Raw genomic sequence first — 16,673 nt, forward strand, 5'->3', positions numbered from 1 at the left:
GGCCCGGGCGCGGGCGCGGGCCCGGGCGCGGGCGCGTGCCCGGGCCCGGGCCCGGGCGCGGGCGCGTGCCCGGGCGCGGGCGCGTGCCCGGAAGCGGGTGCGGAACAGGCCCCCAGCGCTGGCCCGGGCCCGGGCGCGGGTGTGGTCCCGGACCCCGGCGCGGGCGCGTGCCCGGATGCGGGTGCGGGGGCGGTCCCCGGCGCTGGCGCGGTCCCGGGCGCGTGCCCGGAAGCGGGTGCGGAACAGGCCCCCAGCGCTGGCCCGGGCCCGGGCGCGGGTGTGGTCCCGGACCCCGGCGCGGGCGCGGGCGCGTCCCCGGATGCGGGTGCGGGGGCGGTCCCCGGCGCTGGCGCGGTCCCGGAGCCCCGCGCGGGCGCGTACCCCGGCCCCGGCGCGGTCCCCGGCGCGTACCCCGGCGCCGGCCACGGCGCCGGCGGCGGGGCGAGGAGTTCGGCGTGCAGGGCGCGCAGGGCCGGGCCGGGGTCCGTGCCCAGGCGGGCGGCCAGGTCCCGCCGGACGGCGTCGTACGCGGCCAGCGCCTCCGCCGGGCGGCCCGCGTCGCGCAGCGCCCTGATGCGCAGGGCCTGCAGGGGCTCGTCCAGCGGCCGGCGGGCGCACAGCGCGGTCAGCTCCGGCAGGGCGCGCTCCGCCCGGCCCAGGGCCAGGGCCGCGGCGAGCAGGCCCCGGCGCGCGTCGCCCCGTACGGCCTCCCAGCGCGCGGACTCCGCGCCCGGGTCGGGGAGGTCCGCGAGGGCGGGCCCGCGCCACAGCCCGAGGCCCTCCTCGTACAGGGCGGTCGCCTTGGCGGGGTCCCCCTCGGCCAGCGCCGCGTCACCGGCCAGGGCGAGGCGTTCGAAACGGTAGAGGTCGATGTCCTCGCGCTCGGCGGCGAGCAGGTAGCCGCCTTCCGCTGAGCGCACGGCCGCGTGCCCGAGGGTCCGCCGCAGCCGGGCGACGAGCGCCTGGAGGGCGGCCACGGCGTCGGCCGGCGGGTCGCCGTCCCACACCTCGGCGACGAGCAGGTGCGCGGGGACCGCCCGGCCCGGCCGCAGCGCGAGCGCCGTCAGGAGAGCGCGCAGGCGTGCTCCGCCGACGGCGACGGGGCTCCCGTCGTCGCGGACGGCCTGGGTGGTGCCGAGGATCGCGTAACGCACCGGCCCATTGTCTCCGGAGCCGGTCCCGGACCCGACCCCATTACCGCGGGGCTCCCGGGATAGGTTTCGCCGCATGGGTCATCAGGGCAGCCGCAGCGAGCGGCGCATCAGTTCCGTGTTCCTCGGGATCGTCGCCGTCATGGCGGTCACCGGATGGGCGGTGTGGACCGGGTACTCGACGAGCACGGGGCTCGCCGTGTTCCTCTTCGTCACCTCGGCCTGGATCGTCTCGCTCTGCCTGCACGAGTACGCGCACGCCCGCACGGCCCTGCACGGCGGCGACCTGACGGTGGGCGCCAAGGGGTACCTGACGCTGAACCCGCTCAAGTACACGCACGCGCTGCTGAGCATCGTCCTGCCGGTGCTCTTCGTGATCCTGGGCGGGCTGGGCCTGCCCGGCGGTGCCGTGTACATCGAACGCGACCGGATCCGCGGCCGCTGGAAGCACAGCCTCATCTCGGCGGCGGGCCCGCTGACCAACGTGGCCTTCGCCGCCGTCTGCACGGCCCCGTTCTGGCTGGACGCCCTGGAGGGGGTGCCGGGTCCGTTCCGCCTCGCGCTCGCGTTCCTGGCCCTGCTGCAGGTCTCGGCGGCGATCCTGAACTTCCTGCCGGTGCCCGGCCTGGACGGCTACGGGGTGATCGAGCCCTGGCTGTCGTACGGGGTGCGCCGCCAGGTGGAGCCGCTGGCGCCGTTCGGCCTGATCGCCGTCTTCGCGCTGCTGTGGATCCCCGGGGTGAACAGCTTCTTCTTCGACGTGGTCTACGGCCTGCTGGGCTCCCTCGGCGTGACCGAGACGGAGGCCTACTGCGGCCGCGAGCTGTACAGCTTCTGGCGCGAGGACGGCGGCTACTTCTGCGCGGTCCCGCAGCCCTAGGGGGCGGCAGCCTTGTCGGCCTTCGCCTTGCGGCCCTAGTCCTGGGCGGCGGCGGCCTTGTCGGCCTTCGCCTTGCGGCCCTAGTCCTGGGCGGCGGCGGCCTTGTCGGCCTTCGCCTTGCGCACGTAGTACCAGGCCATGTTGGACGTGACACCGGCCAGCAGCACCCAGACGATCCCGAGGAAGCTGCCTTCCACGAAGGCGACCACGGCGGCGGCCAGGGCGAGGACGCAGCAGACGATGGCGAAGACGGCAAGGCGGGGCATGGAAGGAGCTCCTCGGGGACACTGAAGGGGGTCGAGCCCCTCCAGTGTCCCCCATGCCCCGCAGTGCTCCCGTAAGGAAACGGGGTGGACGCGGCGAGCCCCGGGCCGCCGCGTCCGGATCAGACGTCCGTGACGCGCAGGCCCGCGTGGGCCTTGTAGCGGCGGTTCGTGGAGATCAGGTTGGCTACGAGGGACTCGACCTGGTGGGCGTTGCGCAGGCGGCCCGCGAAGACTCCGCGCATGCCCGGGATGCGGGCGGCCAAGGCCTGGACGAGGTCCGTGTCCGCGCGGGCCTCGCCGAGGACCATCACGTCGGTGTCGATCTCGTCGATCGACTCGTCCTGGAGCAGGACCGCCGAGAGGTGGTGGAAGGCCGCGGTGACGCGGGAGTCCGGGAGCAGTGCAGCGGCCTGCTGGGCCGCGCTGCCCTCCTCGACCTGGAGGGCGTACGCGCCCTGCTTGTCGAAGCCCAGCGGGTTGACGCAGTCCACCACGAGCTTGCCCACGAGGTCCTCGCGCAGCGATTCGAGGGTCTTGGCGTGGCCCTCCCACGGCACCGCGATGATCACGATGTCGCTGCGGCGCGCGCACTCGGCGTTGTCCGCGCCTTCCACGCCGAGGCCCAGTTCCTCGGCGGCCGTACGGGCGCGGTCCGCGGCGCGGGAGCCGATGATCACCTTCTGGCCGGCCCGGGCGAGCCGGTAGGCCAGGCCGCGGCCCTGGTCGCCGGTGCCGCCGAGGACGCCGACGACGAGGCCGGAGACGTCCGGAAGGTCCCACGGGTCCTTGGCCGGCGCCTTGGCGGCCGGCGGCGTCTGAGTGCTGTCTGTGGAGGTCATGGGGGCGAGGGTAACCCCGGGACCGGCAGAGTCGAACGGCCGTCGGCCACCGTGCGGTGGCAGGGTGCGCGGGCAGGGCGCGGGGCGGGGTGTGGGGCGGGGTGCCCGGCGGGGTGTCGGCAAGCGCTCCCGTATGTCCCTTCCATGATGCAGGATGCCGATGTGACTCCTCCCTCTCGTAAACGAGGGGGCTTCTCGCTATGCCGGTTGGGCTTTGCGACGGACCAGCCCGGCCCGTAGAACGTTGAGCGCTCCGACGACGTCGGCGTGCGCGGTGTGGCCGCAGGCGACGCAGTGGAACTTCTCCTGTGTGGGCCGGTTCTCCTTGGCGGTGTGCCCGCATTCGGGGCACCTCCGGGAGGTGTTGCGGGGGTCCACGGCGATCACTTGCCGTCCGGCGCTTTCAGCCTTGGCGGTGAGGATCGTGAGGAACACCCCCCAACCGGCGTCGAGGATCGAACGGTTCAGCCCGGCCTTGGCGGCGGCTCCGTTGGGCAGGAAGCCTCCCGGCATCTCGGGGTCGGGCTTCGGTACAGTCGACCTGCTCATGTTGTGGATCTTGAGGTCTTCATGCGCGATGAAGTCGTGTTCACGGACCAGGGCGAGGGCGGTCTTGTGTGCGTAGTCGAGCCGCTGGCGACGGACCTTGCCGTGCAGGCCGGCGACCTTCAGGGCCGCCCTGTGGTGGTTGGCAGTGCGCTTGTCGGAGCGCACGCGGGGAAACCGGGCGAGAGCTTGCTGTGCGGCTTCGAGCCGGTCGGCGGCGCGGCGGCCGTGGCGCGGGTTCGGGACATGTGCGCCGTTGGAGTCGGTGAGGAATGACGCAATACCGAGGTCGATACCTATCACGCTGCCTGTCAGGGGCAGCGGCTCGGGCTGATCCTGTTCGGCGGTCAGCACGACGAACCACTTACGCCCCTCGCGCTTCACGGACACCCTCTTGACCTTGCCGACCACCGGCCGGTGCTGGTTGACCTTCACGTGCCCGACACCCTGGAAACGCACTCGAGTCACCGGGTCGTGCGGAGTGCTGTTCCAGCGGCAGCCGTCGCCGTCCTTGGGGAAGTCCACCGCGTCGAACCAGTTCACCCCGCGAAAGCGCGGGTAACCGGGCTTGTCCCCGGCCTTGATCCGCCGGAAGAACGCGGCGAATGCCTTGTCCAGCCGACGAAGCGTCGCCTGCTGTGAGCTGAACGACCAGCGGCCCTGGCGCGCGGGGTCGAACGCCCGGATGTCTGTGAGCTGCCCGGACTGCATCCCGTACTTGATGCTCGTCTTTGACGCGTGCCGGTAAGCATCCCGGCGTTCCTGCAACGCGCCGTTGTAGAGGGAGCAGTGATCCCGCAGCATCTCGCCGAGCGCGATCTGCTGGCCCACGGTGGGCCGCATGAGGAACTTGTACGCACGGATCATCCAGCCCACCCCCTTCGGCCGAGTTCGCTTGACCACACTACCCTTGGTGTATGTCACCACGCTGGGAACCAAACCCCGATGTCCGCACGGGGCGACATGTCGTCTACAACCTGCACGCACACTTGGTGTTCGTGACCAGATACCGGCGTGATGTGTTCGATGACGACATGCTCAAGCGGTGCGAAGCGATCATGCGTGACGTGTGCGACAGCTTCGAGGCGGAGCTACGCGAGTTCAACGGCGAGACCGACCACGTCCACCTGCTTGTGCACTACCCGCCGAAGGTCGCCCTGTCCAAGCTGATCAACTCGCTCAAGGGCGTCAGCTCCCGATACCTGCGGGCCGAGTACACCGGCCGGATCAACCGGATCGGCATGGGGTCCGTGCTCTGGTCACGCTCGTACTTCGCCGGATCCTGCGGCGGCGCACCGCTCACCGTGATCCGCCAGTACATCGAGGGCCAGACGCAGCCTGTCTGAACGCCCCCCGGACACGCAGAGAGCTACGGCGCTCGGCGCCTCCGGGCCAAAGATGCGTTTCCCTCCCCGGCTGAAGCCGGGGAAACCCACACAGGACCAGGGGATGGGGGATGGGATGGGATTGGGATGGTGCAGGATGCCGATTATGGATGCCGTGAGGGTCGCGCTGCTGCGCGAGGTGCTCGCCGGTACGCAGTGGCCCGGGGCCGCGCGCCGTTTCGCGGGCTCGCTGCGGCGTGCCGTCGTACCGGCCGGGGGGAACCTGCTGCTGGTGGGGACGGCTCAGTACGAGCCGTGGCACCTGGCCGCGCACCTGGTGGACGAGGCCGCCTGGTCGGGGCTGCCGGAGCTGGCGCCCACCCTGGTACGCCACCACGTGCGGCCCGGTGAGCCGCCGCACCTGTCGGTGGGGCTGAGCCGGCTGACGGCGGCCCGGCGCGGGCACACCCTGCTGGTGGTGGCCCCGGAGCGGCCCGGGGAGGGTCTGCTGGAGCGGGTCCACGACGCCCGGCGGGCGGGGGCGACCGTCCTGTCCCTGGACGGCGGGGACCCCGAGCTGGGCACGCTCGCGCACGACGCGCTGTCGGTGGCGGACGGGACGGCCGAGCTGGATCTGGACACGGTGCAGCACCTGGTCAGCGCGGCGGCCGGGGAGAACAGCCTGCCGGCGCAGCGCGGGCCGCGCCGGTTCCGGGACCGGCTGGCGCGGCTGGCCGACCAGTTGACCGCGCCGCCGCCCAGCCGCTGGTAGCGGCGGTCACCGCGGCCCCGGGACACCCCCTACGCCCCCGGGACACCCCTACGGAGCGGTGGCTCCGCCTTCCTCCTCCTCGCGGGACTTGTCGTTCCACTTGGGGTCGTTCTGCCATTCGAGATTGCGCTCCTGCGCCGTCTCCATGGCGTGCGCGGCCTCCGCGGGCGTCTCGTAGGGGCCGAAACGGTCCTTCGCCGGGCACTCGGGGCCTTCCTCGACCTTCTGGTGGACGAGGCAGTAGTACCACTCGCCCGCTTTGCCCACCTGGCGCTTCTTGAACAGGGCCATCGCTGTCAGGCTCCTCTCGATGCCGCTCTCTGCCGCCATGCTGCCCCATCACCGCTGGATACACTCGCTTGCATGTCTGGCCAGTCGCTGCTCGTACCAGGCGAGCTTTCTCCCGCCCGTTCCGTTCCCGGAAACATCCGCAGGCCCGAGTACGTGGGCAAGCCCGCGCCCACTCCCTACACCGGGCCGGAGGTGCAGTCGGCCGAGACCATCGAGGCGATGCGCATCGCCGGCCGGATCGCCGCCCAGGCGATGGAAGAGGCCGCCAAGCTCATCGCCCCGGGGGTGACCACCGATGAGCTGGACCGGGTCGCGCACACGTACATGTGCGACCACGGCGCCTACCCGTCGACGCTGGGCTACCGGGGCTTCCCGAAGTCCCTGTGCGCCTCGGTCAACGAGGTCATCTGTCACGGCATCCCCGACTCGACCGTCCTGCGCGACGGCGACATCGTGAACCTCGACGTGACCGCGTACATCGGCGGGGTGCACGGCGACAACAACGCCACGTACCTGTGCGGGGAGGTGGACGAGGAGTCGCGGCTGCTGGTGGAGCGCACCCGCGAGGCGCTGAACCGGGCCGTCAAGGCCGTCAAGCCGGGCCGCCAGATCAACATCATCGGCCGGGTCATCGAGTCGTACGCGAAGCGTTTCGGCTACGGCGTGGTCCGGGACTTCACCGGGCACGGCATCAATTCCTCCTTCCACTCCGGTTTGATCATTCCGCACTACGACAGCCCGCACGCGACGACCGTCATCGAGCCCGGGATGACCTTCACCATCGAGCCGATGCTGACCCTGGGCACCCACGAGTACGACATGTGGGAGGACGGCTGGACGGTCGTCACGAAGGACCGCAAGCGCACTGCGCAGTTCGAGCACACACTGGTGGTGACGGACAGCGGCGCGGAGATCCTGACCCTGCCGTAGCACGAGCCGGTCGTGAGGCCGGATTTTTTACCGACAGCACGTCGGGAACACATTGACTTAGGTAAGCCTAAGTAGGAGGATCGGGTGTGGCGGCTGCCGCCACGCCTGATTCCTCTTCTTCGGAGGTCCCCCTTGGACGCCTTCTCTACGGTCATCCGCGTCGCCTCGCACGAGCAGCACACCGAGGCCGAGACGTCCACCTTCATGAGCGACCTGCTCGGCGGCCGCCTGGGCGTGGAGGCCTACACGCGCTACACCGAACAGCTGTGGTTCGTGTACCGGGCCCTGGAGGACGCGGCCGAGTCGCTCAAGGACGACCCGGTGGCGGGCCCGTTCATACGGCCGGAGCTGATGCGCGTCGCCGAGATCGAGCGCGACCTCGAACACCTGCTGGGCCCGTCCTGGCGCCGGACGGTCGTGGCGCTGCCCGCGACCGAGGCCTACGCCGCCCGTGTGGCCGAGTGCGCGGCCCAGTGGCCTGGCGGGTACGTCGCCCACCACTACACCCGCTACCTGGGCGACCTCTCCGGCGGCCAGATCATCCGGGACAAGGCCGAGCGAACCTGGGGCTTCGAGCGCAAGGGCGACGGGGTCCGCTTCTACGTCTTCGCGGACATCTCCAACCCGGCGGCCTTCAAGCGGACGTACCGCGAGCTGCTGGACGCCATCGCCGCGGACGACCTGGAGAAGCAGCGCATCATCGACGAGTGCAAGCGCGCCTTCGAGTTCAACGGCGCGGTCTTCCGCGAGCTGGGCGAGCAGTTCCCGCTCAGCGCGTAGCCCCTGCGGGGCCGCCCGGAGGACACCACGGAAGGGCCGGCCCGGTGCACGCGCACCGGGCCGGCCCTCCGGCCGTTACGGGGTTTCCCGGCCCGGGCCGGCCGGGGCGAAGCGGACCCTGCCGCCCACCTCGACCGTGCCGTCGGGACCGGGCGCGGTGAGGAGCTGCGAGCCCTCGCCCTGGATGATGTTCAGGGCGCGGTTCAGCTGGGCCGTCAGCAGGATCGCTGCCGAACCGGTGGCCTCGTCCTCCACGACGGCCCCGTCGGGGCGGCGCGGAAAACCGCGGGCCCGTACCCGGCCCGCGGCCTCGTCCTCCCAGGCCCACGCGTACAGCCAGCCCTCGCCCGGCGGCGGGGCGGGCAGCGCCTCCACCTCGGCGGGACTCGCGTACTGCTCCGTCCGCTTGCCCTCGACCCACTCGGGGCGGGCCGTGATCCAGGTGAACTCCCCGTCGTCGCGGGCCCATACGGAGCCGGCCGGGGGCTGGAGCTCCTCGATGTCCAGCAGCCAGGCGACCCCGACCAGCGGATGGCCCGCGAAGGACATCCGCGTGCCAGGGGTGCGGATGTCGACGACCCCGCGCTCGGGGTCGTCGACGAACACCGTCTCGCTGTAGCCGAGTTCGGCGGCGAGCCGCTGCCGGGAGGCGTCGTCCGGGCAGGTCCGGCCGTCGCGCACGACTCCGAGCAGGTTGCCGTACCGGCCGTCACCCGCGCAGAAGACCTTGAGGACGTCTAGATCGTTCACGCGGGCATTGAAGCACGGCTCAGATCCGGGCCGTGCCGAGGCGCCGGCGCGCCAGGAACACCGCGCCCGCGCCGGCCGCCACCACCGCGCCGGAGACGCCGAGCAGGGTCCCGGCCGGGATCTCGGCGCCGGTGGCGGCGAGGTTGCCGCCGACGGAACCGCCGCCCGCCGAGCCGCCGGCGGAGCCGCCGCCCGCGGTGGTGCCCGTACCGCCGGCGGTGCCGCCCGCCGGGAGGGCGGCGTCCTTGTCCACGGCCACCGAGAAGGTGAGCGGGTCGAGGGCGTCGCCGGCCTTGTAGAGGGAGCCGGTGGTGTCGTTGGCGAAGGCCTCCGCGCCCTGCTCCGTGAAGGCCGCCGGGACCGCGTTGAGGGCCAGCAGGCCGCCCTTGGCCTTGTAGTCGGTCTTCGACAGGTCGAGCGTGGCGAAGGGGACGGCCGTCTTGCTGCCGGAGGCGTTCTTGACGTCCACGTACAGGGTGCCGCTCTTGCCGGCGGACTCGACGCGGGGGTTGGCGAAACTCATGTCGATGCCGTGGCCCGCGTACTGGAAGCGGAGGGAGCCCTCGAAGGAGACGTTCAGCTTCTGCTTCGCGGCGTCCAGCTCGCCCTTGGCGAGGGCGAAGTCGTAGAGGCCGCCGTTCTTCACGGCGCCGCCGCCGGGGGTGATCGAGCCCGCGCCCAGCACGTACGTGCGGAAGGACTCCTTCACGCCCCAGGTCAGACTGGCCTTGAGGACCTTCTGCGCGCCGTCGGCCGGGGCGGTCGGCGCCGCGGTGGTCTTCGTCGGCGCGGGGGCCGGCTCGGTCGCCGTCGCCGTCGCCGACGGCGTGGGGCTGGGCTTCGGGGACGGGGGCGCCGGGCTCGGCGCGGGCTTCTCGAACTCCAGCTTCGCGGTCAGCGGGTCGCCGGTCCTGCCCTCGTAACCCGGCGAACCGAGCGCGTCGGCCGCCTCCTTGGTGAGCTCGGTCTCCAGCTTCTCCATCGCCTGGCCGGCGAAGGCGACGTTCGCGAGCGGTACGTCCTGGGCCGTGGCCCCGGCCTTGGTGACGTCGGCGGTGAGCTTCTTGGTGCCCGTGTCGATACGGAAGTCCGAGAGCTTGACCTCGAAGCCGTGGCCGGTCGGCGGGGCGGGCGAGGAGAAGGTGACGCTGCCCTCGAAGGCGGCCCGCACCACGTGGCCGGCGGTCGGGTCGTACTGGCCGGAGGCGGCGCCGAACTGCAGGGTGCCGTCCGCGTTGGTCTTCGCGCCGTCGGCCACGGTGATGGCGCCCTTGGCCATGCCCGTCACGTACGCGCGGTAGCCGGCGAGCACGCCCCAGTCGAGGGTGCCGCCGACTATCTTCACCGGCGCGGTGGGCGCGCCGCCGGCCTGTGGGGCGGCGCCCGGGGCGACCGCGGCGGTGGCGGGCAGGACGAGGGCGGTGGTGCCGAGCGCGGCGGCGGTGAGGACGGCGGCCGCGAGGGCGATCGGGCGACGGAGGGACGACATGGCGAGGACTCCTGAGGGAACGGGATCGGGGGCGCCGTCGGGACGGGACGGCGACGGCAGGGCCTACGGGGTTTCGGTGGGCGCGGCGTCGGCACCGGCCTGCGACGCCGCCGCGGCGGCGTCGGTACGGCGTTTGCGGACCACCAGGAAGGCGGCGCCGCCGGCCAGGACCAGCAGGGCCGCGTACAGGGCCACGTACAGCCCGGTGTCCGAGGACTCCCCGGCGGGGGCGGCGGAGGAAGCGGCGGGCGCGGGGGACGCCGTGGAGCCGAGGTCGGGCAGGGCGGGCAGCTGCGCGGAGGCGTCGAGGGCGACCGCGAGCGTGACGGGGTCCATCTCGGTGCCCGCCTTGTACATCGAGTTGAAGGCCTGGGAGCCGCCCTCGGTGAGGGTGGCAGGGGCTTCGGTCAGGGTGGCGAGGGCGCCCTCGGTCTTCAGCCCCTTGGCGTCGAACTCGACGAGCGCGACGGCGCTCTTCGTCTCGCCGCCCGCGGCGGTGACGTCGGCGGACAGGACGCCCTTGCCGTTCTCCACCTTGACGCTCAGCTTGCCGAGCTTCAGGTCCAGGTGGGCTCCGGTGAAGTGGACGGTCCCGGCGAAGGCCGCGTCAAGGGTGCCCTTCTGGCCGTCGTACGCACCCTTGCCCTGCGGGAAGCGGAACAGCGCGCCCCCGTCCAGGGCACCCTCGGCGAGGACCCACTTGCCCTGGCCGACGGAGCCGGTGACGTACTCGCGGAAGGTGCGGCGCACGCCCCAGTCGACCGCGGCGTCGGCGAAGGCGCCCTGCGGCCGCGGGGTTTCCTCACCCTGGCCCGGCGATCCCGAGGGCTGCGCGGACTGCGAAGGGGCGGTCGGGGCCAGTACGTCGGCGGACAGCGAGACCGGGTCGAGCGGCGCGCCCGCCGCGTAGTAGCCCGCGAAGGCCTTGGCGCCCTGTTCGGTGAGGGTGGCCGGGACGTTGGACAGGGCGATCGGGGTGGTGCCGCCCTTCATGTCGATGCCGCCGAGGCCGAGGGTGGCGAAGGGCACCTGGGACCGGCTGGTGACCTGGCCGGTGTCCTTGGCCTTGCTGGAGACGTCCGCGTACAGGGTGCCGCGGCCGCCGGAGATCTTGACGGTGGGGCGGCTGACGGTCATGTCCAGCTCGTACGCGCCGTCGGGCTTCTGGTGGCCCTGGAAGGTCACGCCGCCGCTGAAGGAGGCGTCGAGCTCCCCCGAGTCGGGGTCGTACGAACCGGCCGCCGAGTGGAAGCGGAACAGGCTGCCGCCCGCGGTGGCGGCTCCGCTCTTCAGCTTGAAAGAACCTTTCGAGATGGGACCCGTGACATAACTCTGGAAGGACGATTTGATACCCCAGTCCAGCCGGCCGCCCTGCACGGTGCGGCCCGCCGCCTGGGCGGCGGTGGCCGGGAGCAGCACTCCCAGCAGGGCCACCAGCAGACCGACTGCCAGCGCGCGGGCGGGTCTTGTGGACATGAATGTCCCTCCGGGGTCTAGCAAGTAAGGTGAGGCTAACCTAAACTACGGTTGGCCGTGAGTGGAACCCCTCGGTCGCCCCCAACCTCCTTCCGTCGGACGACCAGGACGGTGCCTCGTGCCCACGCCCGCCGCTCCACCCCGCTTCCCCCGCATCGGCCTCGCCATGACCGCCCTGGTCGCCCTGGCACTGGCCGTCACGGGCTGCGGGAGTACGGCAACCCCCGCGGGCCGGCCCGCCCATACCGCCCCGGCGGCCCCGGACCGGGTGGAACCGCTCGAACCCTCGCCCGCGCCCGTACTGCCCGTCACCGTGTCCTCCGGCGACGGCACTCCGGTCACGGTCAGCTCCGCGGACCGGGTGGTCCCGCTGACCGGCAGCCTCAGCGAGATCGTGCACACCCTCGGCCTCGGCCGGCAGGTCGTCGCCCGGGACATCACGGCCACCTTCGAACAGGCCGCGCAGCTGCCGGTGGTGACACGTGGTCATGACGTCTCCGCCGAGAGCGTGCTCTCGCTGCGCCCGACGCTGGTCCTGGCGGAGACCACCACCGGTCCCGCGGAAGCGATTCAGCAGATCCGTGACGCGGGCATCCCGGTCCTGGTCGTCGCCCCCGCGAAGTCGCTGGAGGACGTACCGAAGCGGATCAGCGCGGTGGCCGCCGCACTCGGCGTGAAGGAGGCCGGCGAGCAGCTGAACCAGCGCACCGCCGAGCGGATCGCCGCCGCCCGCACCGTCATTCCGGCCGCCACGGGCAAGAGGCCCCGGGTCGCCTTCCTCTACCTGCGCGGCACGGCCTCCGTCTACCTGCTGGGCGGCTCGGACTCCGGCGCGGCCTCCCTGCTGGAAGCGGCGGGTGCGGTCGACACGGGCAAGGACTCGGGGCTGGGCAAGGACTTCACCCCCATCACCAGCGAGGCCCTGGCCGCCGCCGCCCCCGACGCGATCCTGGTCATGTCCAAGGGGCTCGAATCCGTCGGCGGCGTCGACGGCCTGGTCAAGATCCCGGGCGTCGCCCAGACCCCGGCCGGCATGGACCGCCGGGTGCTCACCGTCGACGACGGCGTCCTGCTCAACTACGGCCCCCGCACGGACCAGGTCCTCACCTCCCTGATCACCCAGCTCTACGGCAAGGCCACCTGAAGTGCCCCTCCCCCACGACCCCCCGCATGACACAGCCGAGCCCACCACGGCCAAGCCGACGCCGACGAACCGTGCCGGAGGCGGGGGTGTGCCGGGACGCTCCCCGCAAGCCGCCGAACACACCCCCACCGCAGCCACGCCCGCGCCGACGGACCGTGCCAGGGGCGGGAGTATGCCGGGACGCTCCCCGCAGGGCGCCGAACACACCCCCACCGCAGCCAAGCCCGGCGCAGCCGATCCCGCGCCGACGGACCGTGCCGGGGGCGGGGGTGTGCCGGGGTGCTCCCCGCAGGGCGCCGAACACACCGCCGCCGCACTCTCCGACTCCCCGCCACGTTCGGCGCCCGAGGAGACGCCCCGGCGCGCCCCCGCCCCCACCGCAGCCGAGCCCACCGCAGCCGCCACCGCCGAGCCCACCGCAGCCGAGCCCACCGCAGGCACCACGGCCAGGCCCGGCGCAGCCGAACCCGCCGAACCCGCCAAGCCCGCCGCAGGCGCCCTGGTCCTCGCCCTCGCCCTCGTCGCCGCCCTGCTCCTCCTCGCCCTGCTCTCCGCAGGAGTCGGCGCCTACCGCATCCCCACCGGCGACGTCCTCGCCTCCCTCCAGCACCGCCTCGGCCTCGGCGGGGCGCCCCTCGACCGGGTCGGCGAGAGCGTGCTGTGGAACGTACGCCTCCCCCGGGTCGTGCTCGCCCTGCTCGTCGGCGCGAGCCTCGGCTGCGCCGGCGCCCTCATGCAGGGCGTCTTCGGCAACCCGCTCGCCGAGCCCGGTGTCATCGGGATCTCGGCGGGCGCGGCCGTCGGCGCCGTCGCCGCCATCGGCCTCGGCCTCAGCTTCTTCGGCAACTGGACGGTCACCGTCTGCGCCTTCGTCGCGGGCCTGATCACTGTCACCGGCGTCTACCTGCTGTCGCGCAACGGCGGCCGGACCGAGGTCGTCACCCTCATCCTCACCGGCATCGCCGTGAACGCCTTCGCGGGCGCCCTGATCGGCCTCTTCGTCTTCTTCGCCGACAGCGGCCAGGTCAACCAGATCACCTTCTGGCAGCTCGGCTCCCTCGCCCAGGCCACCTGGCCCAAGGTCCTCGCCGTGCTGCCCTGCGCGATCGCCGGCCTGCTCGCGGCCCCCTTCTACGCCCGCAAGCTCGACCTGCTCTCCCTCGGCGAGCGGCCCGCCCGCCACCTGGGCGTCGACGTCGAACGGCTGCGCCTCGCCCTCATCCTGGTCGTCGCCCTGCTCACCGCCGCCGCCGTCGCGGTGGCCGGCGTCATCACGTTCATCGGCCTCCTGGTCCCGCACCTGCTGCGGATGGCCAACGGCCCCGGCCACCGCTTCCTGGTTCCCGGCAGCGCCCTGGCCGGCGCCGTCGTACTGGTCGCGGGCGACCTGGCCGCCCGGACCCTCGCCCAGCCCGCCGAGCTGCCGCTCGGTGTGCTGACCGCCCTGATCGGCAGCCCCTTCTTCTTCTGGCTGCTGCGCCGTACCCGCCGCAAGCAAGGAGGCTGGGCATGACCGGCATGCTGACCGGGCTGCTCTCCCGGAACAAGCGGTCCGTCCCCGCCCGGCCCGTCCCCGGCACGGCCTTCGCGGAGACCGTGGACCTGCACGTGCGGCTGGGGCAGCGGGAGGTCCTGTCGGGCATCGAGCTGACCGCGCGCGCCGGGGAGGTGCTGGCGCTGGTCGGTCCGAACGGCGCGGGCAAGTCCACCCTGCTGGCCGCGCTCGCCGCCGACCTCCCGGCCGCCTCCGGCGAGGTCCGGATCGACGGCCGCGCGGTGGACGCCTGGAGCGCCCCCGAACTGGCACTGCGCCGCTCCGTACTCCCCCAGTCGGCCGCACTGTCCTTCCCCTTCCCGGTGGAGGAGGTCGTACGGATGGGCCGCGCACCCTGGGCCGGCACCCCCTTCGCCGACGCCGACGAGCAGGCCGTGGCCAGCGCCATGGCCGCCACCGAGGTCACGGACTTCGCCGCGCGGCCCTTCTCCGCGCTCTCCGGCGGCGAACGGGCCCGGGTCGCGCTGGCCCGCGTACTGGCCCAGCGGGCCCCGCTGCTGCTGCTCGACGAGCCCACCGCCGCCCTGGACCTGCGCCACCAGGAACTCGTGCTGCGGGTCTGCCGGGAGCGGGCCGCGGCCGGGGACGCGGTGGTGGTGGTCCTGCACGACCTGGGCCTGGCCGCCGCCTACGCGGACCGGGCCGCCGTCCTGCACGACGGGCGGATCGCGGCGGACGGCCCGCCGGCCGAGGTGTTCGAGGACGCGCTCCTCAGCCGGGTCTACCGGCAGCCGGTGGAGGTGCTCCCGCATCCGCGGACCGGGGCCCCGCTGGTGGTCCCCGTACGCGGAACGCTCCCCGCGACGCGGATCTGACACCGGGTGGGCGCGGATCCGACACCGGCCGGAAGCGGATCTGACGCCGCGTACGGGACCCCCCTCAACGGCCGTCCGGAGCCCGGCTCACCACAGCCTGTCGGTGTTCCCCGGGTACAGCGGGACCCGGACGCCGGTGAAGGCGGCCCGGTCCGCTTCGGGGGCGGCCGTGAAAAAGGCCGCTACCACCGCCTTGTCGAAGCCGGGCCGGTCCGTGGCCAGCGGCTCCCCGGGGGTGCCGCCGACCAGCACGGTGCCGGGCAGCTCCGTGAAACCGGCCGCCGCGTAGAACGGCACGAGCGGCCGGTCGCAGCTGAACAGCGCCAGGTCCACGGCCCCTTCCGCGGCCAGGGCCGTACGCGCGGCCGCGACCAGCCGGCCGCCGAACCCGCGGCCCCGCAGCTCCGCCCGGGTGACGACGCCGCTGAGCCCGGCGGCGCGGTAGGTGCGGTCCGCGACCTCGATGTCCTTGTGCAGCAGCGCCAGCGCGGCGGCCACCGTCCCGGCCCCGTCGGCCAGCAGCATCACCCGGGGTGCCAGCGCCGGGTCGTGGCCCGGCGAGGAGCCCGGCCAGGCCGCCGCCTCCAGGGCCGCGACCTGACCGGCCAGGGCCGCGGGTACGTCGGCCTGGGCAAACCCGAACACCCGCATGCCTCCCCGGGAGACGGCATCCGCCGGATTCGCCCCCTCCGGCGTTCGGGGAGCGGGGTCCGGGGCGGAGTCGCGGCAGCACTGCCGCACGGGCTCCTCCGCGCCGACGTCCGCGCTCACGCGATCCGCACGCCCTGGCCGCTGACCCTGACCCGGGGGTCACCCGCGCGCAGTTCCACCGTCAGCGTGCCCGGGCGGCCCATGTCCTCACCCTGGTGGAGGGTGAGCACCGCGTCCGCCGGGACCAGGCCGAGCTCGCGGGCGTACGCGCCGAAGGCGGCCGCGGCTGCCCCGGTGGCGGGGTCCTCGACGACACCGCCGACCGGGAAGGGGTTCCGTACGTGGAACTCCGCCGGGCCCGCCCGGTGCACCAGCTGGAGCGTGGTGACGTCGAGGCGCCGCATCAGGGCCTCCAGCCGGGGGAAGTCGTAGGCGAGGTCCGCGAGCCGGGCCCGGCTGCCCGCGCCGAGCACCAGGTGCCGGGCTCCGGCGTAGGCGATCCGCGGCGGGAACGCCGGGTCCAGGTCCGCCGCCGGCCAGTCCAGCGCGGCCAGCGCTTCGGCGAGGTCGGCCTCCGCGATCTCCGAGACGGAGGGCTCGACGCTGGTCAGGGTGGCCCGCAGCACCCCGCCCCCGTCGGTGACGGACACCGGCACGGTGCCGGCCCGCGTCGCGAAGAGGAGCTCCCCGGGGCCGATCCGCTCGGCCAGCGCCACGGCGGTGGCCACGGTGGCGTGCCCGCAGAACGGAACCTCGGCCTTGGGGCTGAAGTAGCGCACGGTGAAGGCCCGTCCCGGCTCGCCGCCGAGACCCTCGGGCGGGGCGGTCAGGAAGGCCGTCTCGCTGTAGCCCAGCTCGGCGGCGATCCCCAGCATCGCCTCCTCGGTGAGTCCGGCGGCGTCGAGGACGACTCCGGCGGGGTTGCCGCCCTCGGGGTCGTGGGAGAAGGCGGTGTAGCGCAGTACTTCGGTATCGGTCATGCGTTCATGATCGACTGAGCGGCGGCGCCCGGC

Annotated in this window: 18 protein-coding genes; 8 read left to right on the forward strand and 10 right to left on the reverse strand. The window is 73.5% G+C overall.

All coding sequences use genetic code 11. The features are described from left to right. On the reverse strand, nt 1-1,154 hold a 1,154-nt coding region (locus tag AB0D94_RS33645; protein WP_362060158.1), incomplete at its 3' end, for a BTAD domain-containing putative transcriptional regulator. 73 nt (nt 1,155-1,227) lie between these two features. Between AB0D94_RS33645 and AB0D94_RS33650 the strand changes: the two genes are divergently transcribed. Then, the gene (locus tag AB0D94_RS33650; protein ID WP_362060161.1) at nt 1,228-2,031 is read left to right on the forward strand and encodes a site-2 protease family protein; all 804 of its coding nucleotides are present in this window, start codon (nt 1,228-1,230) and stop codon (nt 2,029-2,031) included. 80 nt (nt 2,032-2,111) lie between these two features. On the opposite strand, the gene AB0D94_RS33655 is transcribed toward AB0D94_RS33650, so the two are convergent. The 3 genes from AB0D94_RS33655 to AB0D94_RS33665 all read right to left on the reverse strand — a co-directional run bounded on the left by AB0D94_RS33655 (nt 2,112) and on the right by AB0D94_RS33665 (nt 4,549). Then, the gene (locus AB0D94_RS33655) at nt 2,112-2,297 is read right to left on the reverse strand and encodes a hypothetical protein (RefSeq protein WP_362060164.1); all 186 of its coding nucleotides are present in this window, start codon (nt 2,295-2,297) and stop codon (nt 2,112-2,114) included. Nucleotides 2,298-2,416: 119 nt separating this feature from the next. Beyond that, a complete protein-coding gene (gene npdG, locus AB0D94_RS33660) occupies nt 2,417-3,136 on the reverse strand; it encodes an NADPH-dependent F420 reductase (RefSeq protein WP_362060167.1) in 720 nt (239 codons plus the stop codon). Between the two features lie 198 nt (nt 3,137-3,334). Further along, nucleotides 3,335-4,549, reverse strand: a complete 1,215-nt coding sequence (locus AB0D94_RS33665) for a transposase (RefSeq protein WP_362060170.1) — start codon at nt 4,547-4,549, stop codon at nt 3,335-3,337. A gap of 50 nt (nt 4,550-4,599) precedes the next feature. Here AB0D94_RS33665 and tnpA point away from each other — a divergent pair, with 50 nt between their 5' ends. Then, nucleotides 4,600-5,028, forward strand: a complete 429-nt coding sequence (gene tnpA / locus AB0D94_RS33670; RefSeq protein WP_362060173.1) for an IS200/IS605 family transposase — start codon at nt 4,600-4,602, stop codon at nt 5,026-5,028. A 145-nt stretch (nt 5,029-5,173) separates the two neighbouring features. Continuing rightward, on the forward strand, nt 5,174-5,779 hold the full coding sequence (locus AB0D94_RS33675) for a hypothetical protein (RefSeq protein ID WP_362060176.1): 606 nt from the start codon (nt 5,174-5,176) through the stop codon (nt 5,777-5,779). Nucleotides 5,780-5,827: 48 nt separating this feature from the next. On the opposite strand, the gene AB0D94_RS33680 is transcribed toward AB0D94_RS33675, so the two are convergent. Beyond that, a complete protein-coding gene (locus AB0D94_RS33680) occupies nt 5,828-6,070 on the reverse strand; it encodes a hypothetical protein (RefSeq protein WP_362060239.1) in 243 nt (80 codons plus the stop codon). A gap of 72 nt (nt 6,071-6,142) precedes the next feature. Here AB0D94_RS33680 and map point away from each other — a divergent pair, with 72 nt between their 5' ends. After that, a complete protein-coding gene (map, locus tag AB0D94_RS33685) occupies nt 6,143-7,000 on the forward strand; it encodes a type I methionyl aminopeptidase (protein WP_362060179.1) in 858 nt (285 codons plus the stop codon). 132 nt (nt 7,001-7,132) lie between these two features. Then, complete coding sequence (locus AB0D94_RS33690) at nt 7,133-7,780, forward strand: biliverdin-producing heme oxygenase (protein ID WP_362060182.1); 648 nt, start codon at nt 7,133-7,135, stop codon at nt 7,778-7,780. Between the two features lie 75 nt (nt 7,781-7,855). Here the strand turns inward: AB0D94_RS33690 and AB0D94_RS33695 are convergent, their stop codons facing one another. From AB0D94_RS33695 to AB0D94_RS33705, 3 genes are all read right to left on the reverse strand, one after another. After that, nucleotides 7,856-8,530, reverse strand: a complete 675-nt coding sequence (locus AB0D94_RS33695; RefSeq protein WP_362060185.1) for a PhzF family phenazine biosynthesis protein — start codon at nt 8,528-8,530, stop codon at nt 7,856-7,858. Between the two features lie 19 nt (nt 8,531-8,549). Continuing rightward, a complete protein-coding gene (locus tag AB0D94_RS33700) occupies nt 8,550-10,019 on the reverse strand; it encodes an HtaA domain-containing protein (protein WP_362060188.1) in 1,470 nt (489 codons plus the stop codon). Between the two features lie 63 nt (nt 10,020-10,082). Then, a complete protein-coding gene (locus AB0D94_RS33705) occupies nt 10,083-11,495 on the reverse strand; it encodes an HtaA domain-containing protein (RefSeq protein ID WP_362060191.1) in 1,413 nt (470 codons plus the stop codon). Between the two features lie 166 nt (nt 11,496-11,661). Here AB0D94_RS33705 and AB0D94_RS33710 point away from each other — a divergent pair, with 166 nt between their 5' ends. The 3 genes from AB0D94_RS33710 (at nt 11,662) to AB0D94_RS33720 (ending at nt 15,009) form a co-directional block, all read left to right on the forward strand. Further along, nucleotides 11,662-12,639: an ABC transporter substrate-binding protein gene (locus tag AB0D94_RS33710; RefSeq protein ID WP_362060242.1), complete on the forward strand. Its 978-nt coding sequence runs from the start codon at nt 11,662-11,664 to the stop codon at nt 12,637-12,639. A 172-nt stretch (nt 12,640-12,811) separates the two neighbouring features. Continuing rightward, on the forward strand, nt 12,812-14,152 hold the full coding sequence (locus AB0D94_RS33715) for an iron ABC transporter permease (RefSeq protein WP_362060194.1): 1,341 nt from the start codon (nt 12,812-12,814) through the stop codon (nt 14,150-14,152). Next, complete coding sequence (locus AB0D94_RS33720; protein WP_362060197.1) at nt 14,149-15,009, forward strand: heme ABC transporter ATP-binding protein; 861 nt, start codon at nt 14,149-14,151, stop codon at nt 15,007-15,009. Before AB0D94_RS33715 ends, AB0D94_RS33720 begins: the two co-directional genes overlap by 4 nt. A gap of 87 nt (nt 15,010-15,096) precedes the next feature. Here the strand turns inward: AB0D94_RS33720 and AB0D94_RS33725 are convergent, their stop codons facing one another. Next, nucleotides 15,097-15,660, reverse strand: a complete 564-nt coding sequence (locus tag AB0D94_RS33725) for a GNAT family N-acetyltransferase (protein WP_362060245.1) — start codon at nt 15,658-15,660, stop codon at nt 15,097-15,099. Nucleotides 15,661-15,776: 116 nt separating this feature from the next. After that, nucleotides 15,777-16,640 carry a PhzF family phenazine biosynthesis isomerase gene (locus AB0D94_RS33730; protein ID WP_362060200.1) on the reverse strand — a complete coding sequence of 288 codons (864 nt, stop codon included), beginning with the start codon at nt 16,638-16,640 and terminating at the stop codon, nt 15,777-15,779. Between the last annotated feature and the right edge of the window lie 33 nt (nt 16,641-16,673).

This window comes from Streptomyces sp. NPDC048255 (genome assembly GCF_040652415.1).
Classification (GTDB): domain Bacteria; phylum Actinomycetota; class Actinomycetes; order Streptomycetales; family Streptomycetaceae; genus Streptomyces.